This window comes from Brachyspira sp. (genome assembly GCF_050873525.1).
Taxonomy (GTDB): domain Bacteria; phylum Spirochaetota; class Brachyspiria; order Brachyspirales; family Brachyspiraceae; genus Brachyspira.
On record NZ_JBNMIZ010000120.1, the window covers coordinates 1 to 8,002 of the forward strand.

At 30.4% G+C, this 8,002-nt stretch carries 10 protein-coding genes; 7 read left to right on the forward strand and 3 right to left on the reverse strand.

Annotated features, from left to right (window positions below; translation table 11 throughout):
• The 7 genes from ACR0QS_RS08610 to rpsR form a co-directional block, all read left to right on the forward strand.
• Positions 1-947 (forward strand): hypothetical protein (locus tag ACR0QS_RS08610; RefSeq protein WP_432633031.1); only part of this gene is annotated, 947 nt, incomplete at its 5' end.
• A 29-nt stretch (positions 948-976) separates the two neighbouring features.
• Positions 977-1,885, forward strand: a complete 909-nt coding sequence (locus tag ACR0QS_RS08615) for a bifunctional riboflavin kinase/FAD synthetase (RefSeq protein ID WP_432633032.1) — start codon at positions 977-979, stop codon at positions 1,883-1,885.
• On the forward strand, positions 1,876-2,145 hold the full coding sequence (gene rpsO, locus ACR0QS_RS08620) for a 30S ribosomal protein S15 (protein ID WP_432633033.1): 270 nt from the start codon (positions 1,876-1,878) through the stop codon (positions 2,143-2,145). The genes ACR0QS_RS08615 and rpsO overlap by 10 nt, the downstream gene beginning before the upstream one ends.
• 98 nt (positions 2,146-2,243) lie before the next feature.
• Positions 2,244-4,409: a polyribonucleotide nucleotidyltransferase gene (pnp, locus tag ACR0QS_RS08625; RefSeq protein ID WP_432633034.1), complete on the forward strand. Its 2,166-nt coding sequence runs from the start codon at positions 2,244-2,246 to the stop codon at positions 4,407-4,409.
• 127 nt (positions 4,410-4,536) lie between these two features.
• Positions 4,537-4,953 carry a 30S ribosomal protein S6 gene (rpsF, locus tag ACR0QS_RS08630; RefSeq protein ID WP_432633035.1) on the forward strand — a complete coding sequence of 139 codons (417 nt, stop codon included), beginning with the start codon at positions 4,537-4,539 and terminating at the stop codon, positions 4,951-4,953.
• Positions 4,934-5,365, forward strand: a complete 432-nt coding sequence (gene ssb / locus ACR0QS_RS08635; RefSeq protein ID WP_432633036.1) for a single-stranded DNA-binding protein — start codon at positions 4,934-4,936, stop codon at positions 5,363-5,365. The genes rpsF and ssb overlap by 20 nt, the downstream gene beginning before the upstream one ends.
• A 41-nt stretch (positions 5,366-5,406) precedes the next feature.
• On the forward strand, positions 5,407-5,841 hold the full coding sequence (gene rpsR, locus ACR0QS_RS08640) for a 30S ribosomal protein S18 (RefSeq protein ID WP_432633037.1): 435 nt from the start codon (positions 5,407-5,409) through the stop codon (positions 5,839-5,841).
• 90 nt (positions 5,842-5,931) lie between these two features.
• On the opposite strand, the gene ACR0QS_RS08645 is transcribed toward rpsR, so the two are convergent.
• The 3 genes from ACR0QS_RS08645 to ACR0QS_RS08655 form a co-directional block, all read right to left on the reverse strand.
• Positions 5,932-6,279, reverse strand: coding sequence for a hypothetical protein (locus ACR0QS_RS08645; RefSeq protein ID WP_432633038.1), 348 nt, complete (start codon positions 6,277-6,279; stop codon positions 5,932-5,934).
• Positions 6,242-7,528 carry a hypothetical protein gene (locus ACR0QS_RS08650; protein WP_432633039.1) on the reverse strand — a complete coding sequence of 429 codons (1,287 nt, stop codon included), beginning with the start codon at positions 7,526-7,528 and terminating at the stop codon, positions 6,242-6,244. Before ACR0QS_RS08650 ends, ACR0QS_RS08645 begins: the two co-directional genes overlap by 38 nt.
• Positions 7,529-7,579: 51 nt before the next feature.
• Positions 7,580-8,002 (reverse strand): hypothetical protein (locus tag ACR0QS_RS08655; RefSeq protein ID WP_432633040.1); only part of this gene is annotated, 423 nt, incomplete at its 5' end.

Consider the following 8,002-nt stretch of genomic DNA (forward strand, 5'->3'; position numbering starts at 1 on the left):
ATATGAAACTGTTTAGAAATTTATTTAATTTATTTAAAATTTTTATTATATTTTTTGCAATATTTTTTTGCATCTATTTATTTAAAATAGTCGATGTGAATGTTTTGCTTAAAGATTTCAATATAAATTTAGTCGTTAGATTCATTAAAAATTATTTGTATTATATTTTTGTCGTTTCTTCAATAATTTCAATAATCTTTGTTGGAACTTTAAATAAATTGAGAGGATATCTTGCAATCGCTTTAACTATCGGAATTCTATCGCTTATTATAATCTCTTATCCGATTTATGTTTTGATTAGCAAACATGATATTGAATATTTAAAAAACGAAAATACTTTTTTGGATATAAACGAAAAAACATTTACTAAAGTTGACGAATATATAGTAAAGGCAAATAATAAATTACTGGATAACGGATATAAAAACGGAATACTCATAGACACATACGCGGGCAATAAAGTATATTTCGCCGATTATATATATGTTTCAAACGAAGTAATATCTATGTTCGATGTCAAAGAGATTAACGGAACTACATTAGAAAATAAAAATTCCGTTGAAATAAAGAGAGAGTCTATATTTGGTTATTTATCCGACATTTCAAAAAATATCGTTTTCGGATTTAATTTGATTCCATTTTTAAATTTATCGCTAAGGTCTTTTATAGTGGACAATCCGCATATTTATGTGATATTGATTTTATACAGTCAGTTTTTTATTATACTTTTTTCTCTTTATATGCTCGGTTCGGCTTTTTCTTCAAAAAAATATGTATATCATAATATATTAAGCGGTTTTCTTATATATTGTATGTTGCAAATTATTTTTACAATCGCAAACGGACTTATGAGCAATTTAACTTTTTGGAATATAACGGCTTTCATATATTTTGTAGCCGTATTTACGATTATGCTTTCTTTTATTTTTAAGAGGACATTTAAATAGCAATTGGACGGTTTGGAATAAAAAATAAAATGAGTAAAGTTATTAACGAATTTTGTCATATAGATTTGAAAAAAGAAACCGTTGTCACGATAGGGAAATTTGACGGCGTTCATAAAGGACATCAAAAACTTTTAAAATATACGGTTAATTACGCTAAAAAAAATAATCTTATTTCAATAGCGATTTTGATAAAAAAAAGAAATGTGTCGATTTATAATATAGAAGAAAACACAAATTTTATAAAAGAATTGGGAATTGACTATATAATAGTTATTGACTTTTTGCCAGAATTTTATACAATGGAAGCTAAAGAGTTCTTTAATAAATTGATAGAGTATTATCGTATGAAGCATATAGCCGTAGGTTTCGATTTTGCTTTTGGCAGAAACCGAGAAGGTAATAGAGAATTTTTGGATAAATATTCAAAAGAATGCGGTATCGGAGTGAGTATAATTAAATTTCTTAATTATAAAAAAAATCGAATATCGAGTTCATCTATAAGAGATTGTCTTTCAAACGGTAAAATAAAAGACGCTAATAAAATGCTCGGAAGAAAATATACGATTAGCGGAATAATAGTTCATGGAAACGCTTTGGGAAGAAAGATTGGATACCCAACGGCGAATTTGGAAATTCCGAATAATATTTTCATTCCTAAAATGGGAGTTTATAGTTCGCTTGTAAAAATCGGAAACGGCGATAAACTTTATAAGGCGCTTACTTTTATTGGAATAAGCAATATTAATAAAGAGCTTAGAGTGGAAAGTCATATACTTGATTTTTCAAAAATGATATACGGTAAAAAATTAACCGTTATGCTTCTTAAATATGTAAGAGATAATATAAAAGTTAATTCTATAGAAGAAGTAAAATTACTGCTAAAAAAAGACGAATACAAAGTCAGAGAATTTTTTAGAAAGGAGAAAAAATGTCTATAACGGCGGAAGAAAAATTAAAAATAATCAAAGAGTTTGGGAAAAACGAAAAGGACACGGGTTCGGTGGAAGTTCAAATAGCGCTTTTGACGAATCGAATAACCTATTTGAAAGGTCATTTTCAAACCCATACGAAAGATAATCATTCGAGAATGGGGCTTCTAAAAATGGTTGCTAAAAGAAGGAAACTTCTTAACTATTTAAGAAAAGTCGATATAGAAGCTTATAAAAATCTTATACAAAAATTGAAATTAAGAAAATAATTTTTAGTATCGTTTCAATATTAAAATTTTATTTAATCGTTTTGGTATTTTGTGTGATTTATTTTAATCGTATAAATGTTTAAAAGGAGTAGACTATAATGGTAACGGTAAAAAGTTCATTTTGCGGAGAAGAATTGATATTAGAAACGGGGCTTTTAGCAAAACAAGCTCATGGCGCGGTAACTTTAAGACTTGGAAATACCACAATATTGGCTACGGTTGTCGCTGCTAAAGAACCGAATTTGGAATCGGATTTTTTCCCTCTAACGGTAAATTATAACGAAAAATATTACGCGGGAGGAAAAATTCCCGGCGGATTTTTGAAAAGAGAAGGCAAACCGAGAGATAAAGAAATATTAATATCTCGAATAATAGACAGACCTTTAAGACCTTTATTTCCAGAAGGTTTTAGAAACGAAGTGCAAGTAATTCCAACGGTTCTTTCAGTCGATTCTGAAATGCCTACGGACGCTTTGGCTTTAATAGCTTCAAGTGCGGCGCTTACTATTTCTTGGATACCTTTCGGAGGACCAATTGCGGCGGTTAGAATAGGATATATTAACGGAGAATATATTATAAATCCTAAAAATAGCGAACTTCTAAAAAGCGATTTGGATATTATTGTAGCTGGAAGCAAAGACGCGATTCTAATGATAGAAGGCGAAGCGAGAGAAGTTTCCGAAGAAGTTTTCATTGGCGCTATAGAACTTGCTCATAAAGAAATGCAAAAATATATTGACATTCAAAACGAAATGGCTAATCTTTGCGGAACTCAAAAGATAGAACAGGAATTATTCGAGTTTGATAAAGATTTGGTTGATATGGTTAATGAATACGGAAGAGAAAAAATAACCGAAGCGAATTATAATCCCGATAAAACAAAACGAAACGAAAGCATGGACAACGCTTTTAAAGAAATAGAAGAATATATTAAAACAAAAACGGAAGACGAAAAATTAATCGCTCAAGTTAAAGGAATTTGTCATTCTATAGAAGAGGAAATTGTCAGAGAAGCGATAGTCGAAAAAGGAATGCGCCCAGACGGAAGAGCTTTGGATGAAATAAGACCGATTGACACTATGGTTAATTTGATTCCGAGAGTTCATGGTTCGGGTTTATTCACACGCGGACAAACTCAATGTTTATCGATAGTCACTTTGGGAAGCGAAAAAGATTCTCAATTAATGGACGATATTTACGGAAAAGAAAATAAAACTTTTATGCTTCATTATAATTTTCCGCCTTTTTCGGTTGGAGAAGTCGGAAGATACGGAGCGCCGGGCAGAAGAGAAATCGGACATGGAAATTTAGCCGAACGTTCATTTAACGCCGTTTTGCCTTCAAAAGATAAATTCCCATATACGATAAGAGTAGTCGCCGAAATACTGGAAAGTAACGGTTCTTCTTCTATGGCTACGATTTGCGCGTCCACAATGTCTCTACTATCTGCGGGCGTTCCTCTCAATTCGAGCGTTGCGGGAATCGCTATGGGACTTGCCACATATAAAGACGGCTATAAAATATTAACCGATATTCAAGGCGTGGAAGACCATTTGGGAGATATGGATTTTAAAGTTGCGGGAACTCGAAAAGGAATAACCGCTTTTCAGTTGGATATAAAACTTACGGGAATATCTACTCAAATATTAAAAGAGGCTTTGGAACAGGCTAAAAAAGCGAGATTCTTTATTTTGGATAAAATTGACGCCACAATATCGAATCCAGCCGAAATATCCGATTTTGCTCCTAAATTCAAAATGATTGGAATTAATCCTGAAAAAATTAGAATTTTAATCGGACCTGGCGGAAAAAATATTAAATCCATAATCGATGAAACGGGAAGCGATGTCGAAATACAAGACAGCGGAGTCGTAAATATATTTGCTCCAGACAGTCCTACTTTGGAAAAAACTATAAATTTGATTAATTCTTATGTTAAGGACCCAGAAGTCGGAGAGATATACGAGGGAACGGTTAAAGATATTAAAGAATTCGGAGCTTTTGTGGAAATATTGCCGGGAGTTGAAGGACTTTGCCATATTTCGGAATTGGCTTATAAAAGAGTTATGAATGTGGAAGAGATTCTTAAAATAGGCGATACGGTTAAAGTAAAAATTATAGAAAGCAGAGGTGGCAAATATTCTTTAAGCAGAAAGGCTTTACTTGAAAAACCAGACGATTATACGGAAGAAGAAAATAATAACAGAAGGGATAATAGAGATAAGAAAAACAGACGAGATAATTATAATAAAAGAAGATATTAATAAATTTGACTTTTTATTTAAATAATATACAATATCTACAATAAAAAATTACTTCGCTTATTTAATGATTATTAAAATTTATTATTAATAATTAAAATTAAATAGGCTTTGTCCAAGGAGTTAAAAAATGAAAGAATATGAGATTCTATTTGTGACAGAGATAAACGATTCTCTGCACCAAAAAGCGAAAGAGCATATTAAGGCGATTTTTCACAATTACAATGCCGAAATATTTGACGAATCCGATTACGGCGTCTACACTTTAAGCTATCCGATTCGCAAAGTAAATCAAGGTAAATATTATTATTACCATTTTAGATGCGATGGAAAAAGTTTAGCGGCTATCGAAAAAGAATTGCGTTATGAACTCAGCATATTAAGATTTATAATCGTTCGACTTGACGAAATCGTTGAGAAAAAAGACAGCAAGAAAGCGGCGAGAAGAAAAAGAAGAGCGGAGTTAAGAGAACAACGCAATAGAGAATACAATAGTTATCATTCTAATAACGAAGAAGAGGAATCCTATGGCTACAGATTTAAATAATGTAATGTTGATAGGAAGGCTTACGAAGGACCCAGAGTCAAAATATTTGCCGAGCGGAAGCGCGGTAGTCGAATTTTCAATAGCGAATAATTATTATATGAGCAGTAAAAATTCTACCGAAGTAAATTATTTTGATATTGTTGCTTTCGGGAAAATGGCGGAAACGGTTGCAAAATATCTTACCAAAGGAAAACAAGTTGCAATTAGCGGAACTTTGAGGCAGGATAGATGGCAGGATAAAGACACTAACGCTCCAAGGTCCAAAGTTAGAATAATAATGCAATCGATGCAAATGCTTGGTTCTGCGGGAGGCGGCGTTAATAATATGGACGCCACTTATACTCCAACGGCTCAAAGCGGAGTCGATGTGGATTTGGGCGGTTTTTCGGACGATGACGAAGTGCCGTTTTGATTAGTTAATTTTTTAATATAAAATTTAGGAGAATAAAAATTATGGAATTAGAAAATAACGATTTAGAAAATAAAGAAAATGAAAGCGTTGAAAATAATTTAGAAAATAATGATGTTCAAGATTCCGATATTAGCGAAAATTTTGAAAACAATTCGGAAAATAGCGGAGAAGAGGAAAGATACAGAGGCGGAAGAAGGCATTATTATAGAGATAGAAATTTTGACGAAAAGGATATTAATTTTCAAAATAATCCAAGAAGAAGATATTTCAAAAAGAAAGTTTGTTTTTTCTGCAAGAACGATATAGATATTGTGGATTATAAAGATATGAAACTTTTGAAAAGATATGTCAAGGAAAGCGGAAAAATTGTTCCAAAACGACTAAACGGAACTTGCGCAAAGCATCAAAGAATGGTGACAAAGGCAATAAAGAGGGCGAGAAATATTGCGCTTTTGCCTTATGAAACGAGATATTAATTAATTTAAGCTTCTTATATTAAAAGAGAGTTATTATTAATATAATAGCTCTTTTTTATTTGCATTATTATCGCTATTAAAAATTAAAAATTATTCCAACCTATATAAAACAATAGCGCCGATATTTGCGATTTCTTTTCCTCCGTTTTCTTTTATATATTCCATGTCTTTTGCGTTTCTTTCTTTGCTTAAATTCCATTCGTAAGTTATATCTTTTATTATATATCTTATATCTGGGTTTTGAGAAATTTTTATTTCGTATTGCGGAAAATATACTTCGATTATATCGTTATAAGTGTCTTTTGGCTCGTATAAAAAAGTAATCCAAATTGAATTATCTTTTGCGTCTTCCTTTATAACTTTGGCAATTTCATTTAATACTTTATAATCTCTCGAATATTCAAACATATTCACATATCTGAATAATTCTCCAGTCATAGCGAAAATATTTAACAAAAGAACGATATATATATGAAGAAAGTCTAATATTATTAATTATTTTATTTTGTATTCTATAGAAAAATAAAAATATTGGTGTAAACGATAACGCAAACAAAGAATATAGATACCAAAAAGTTCCCGATTTAGATTTGAATATAATAAAAGACAATATCGTCACAGGAATTGACAATAATAAAATAAAAAACATTTCGCTTAAGCTCTTTTCTTTTTCGTCTATATAATTTTTCTTTATTAACAAAATAATCGCTTTTATAAAACAAAATAAAGAAAATATTACCGAAACGAATAAAAATATTAAACCATAAATATAAGGAGGTTCGCTCAGCCAAAAATGCAAAATAGAATTTAATCTGCTTCCAAAATATGTGGACATTTCATTTGTCGGGTAAAATAAAATCGCATATATTTGAGGAAATGGAAATTTATTTAAACTATCTCTTGTGCTTAATATCATAATCGTATTATTAAAATTATTTTGAATTTCCGTTATTAAATATGGCAAATATAATAAAAACGATATAAATATTCCCAAAGCCCAATATAATAAATATTTTTTGGTATTCTTAAATCTTATTATCAAATAAACTATTAAAGTCGGCGTCATAGAAAAGAAGGTTGCAAAATGCGATTGTCCCATAACGGCGAGTATTGGAAATAAAAATATTGCGGAAAGTTTTTTATTTTTATCGTTATATCCCGCTATATATTTGTAAAGAAGAATATAAAGAATAAAACTTAAAATTAATACCAAACTCGGATTCCAAAAATCGGTGGTGGCTTTTAAAGTGTATCCGTTAAAAAATATAAAAACATAAGCTATAACCGACATGAAAAATCCGAATTTCTTATAAATCCAAAATACAAAAAGAAAAATAATAAATAAAGAAAATATCATATTAATTGCTCGGGCTGTATCCAAATTTTCGCCCGATATTTTATAAAATAAAGTCATTATTATGTAAAAAGCTCCGCCGGGAAGTCTCGCCGTGTTTTCATAGCCAGCTATTGCCGTAGTTCCTATAAATCTCGGTCCCGTTGTCGGCAATTTTCCGCTTTCATAATGTTTGAGCATATCGTAAGTTGCAATCACTTGGTCGTTATGTATATGTCTTTTCGGCAGAGTATAAATATTCAAAAATAAAGACAATATAATCGCTATTATAAAAATCGAAAACAAGATTAAATTTGTTTTGTTTTTGAAATAAGTTTTTAAGTTGTTTGTCATAATTATCCATCCTTTTTCAATGTTATTTAAAATATATAAAGCTTTAATTTTTTACTCTTTTTTGTTTATCGTTTCGGGAAATTTAAATATCGTATATCCGCCAATATTTGTGAGTTCGATTGCATTATTATCATATAAATATTGCATATCTCTATCGCTTCTTTCTTTTCCAAAATTAATCGCCGTTAAATTATCTCTTATTGAATAGATTATTTCGGGTTCTTCGGAAATTTTTATTTCATATTCGGGTAAATATATTGAAAATGTATCTTCAAATTGACGGTTTTGTATTCCGCTAAAATTATTTTCTATTTTTATTTTTCTGCCCGCCGAGTCTTTTTCTATAAATTCCGCGACGCGCTTTAAATTATCATAGTTTCTCGGTTCTTCAAATAATTTATAATATCTCGTTAGCTCTCCAACGAGAGATAAAATATTTAACGACATGACGATATATATATATATATATATATA

Bases quoted from the DNA above. Each gene is read 5' to 3' on its own strand.
- ACR0QS_RS08615 (WP_432633032.1), top strand. From the start codon at position 977: ATGAGTAAAGTTATTAACGAATTTTGTCATATAGATTTGAAAAAAGAA.
- rpsO (WP_432633033.1), top strand. From the start codon at position 1,876: ATGTCTATAACGGCGGAAGAAAAATTAAAAATAATCAAAGAGTTTGGG.
- pnp (WP_432633034.1), top strand. From the start codon at position 2,244: ATGGTAACGGTAAAAAGTTCATTTTGCGGAGAAGAATTGATATTAGAA.
- rpsF (WP_432633035.1), top strand. From the start codon at position 4,537: ATGAAAGAATATGAGATTCTATTTGTGACAGAGATAAACGATTCTCTG.
- ssb (WP_432633036.1), top strand. From the start codon at position 4,934: ATGGCTACAGATTTAAATAATGTAATGTTGATAGGAAGGCTTACGAAG.
- rpsR (WP_432633037.1), top strand. From the start codon at position 5,407: ATGGAATTAGAAAATAACGATTTAGAAAATAAAGAAAATGAAAGCGTT.
- ACR0QS_RS08645 (WP_432633038.1), bottom strand. From the start codon at position 6,279: ATGACTGGAGAATTATTCAGATATGTGAATATGTTTGAATATTCGAGA.
- ACR0QS_RS08650 (WP_432633039.1), bottom strand. From the start codon at position 7,528: ATGACAAACAACTTAAAAACTTATTTCAAAAACAAAACAAATTTAATC.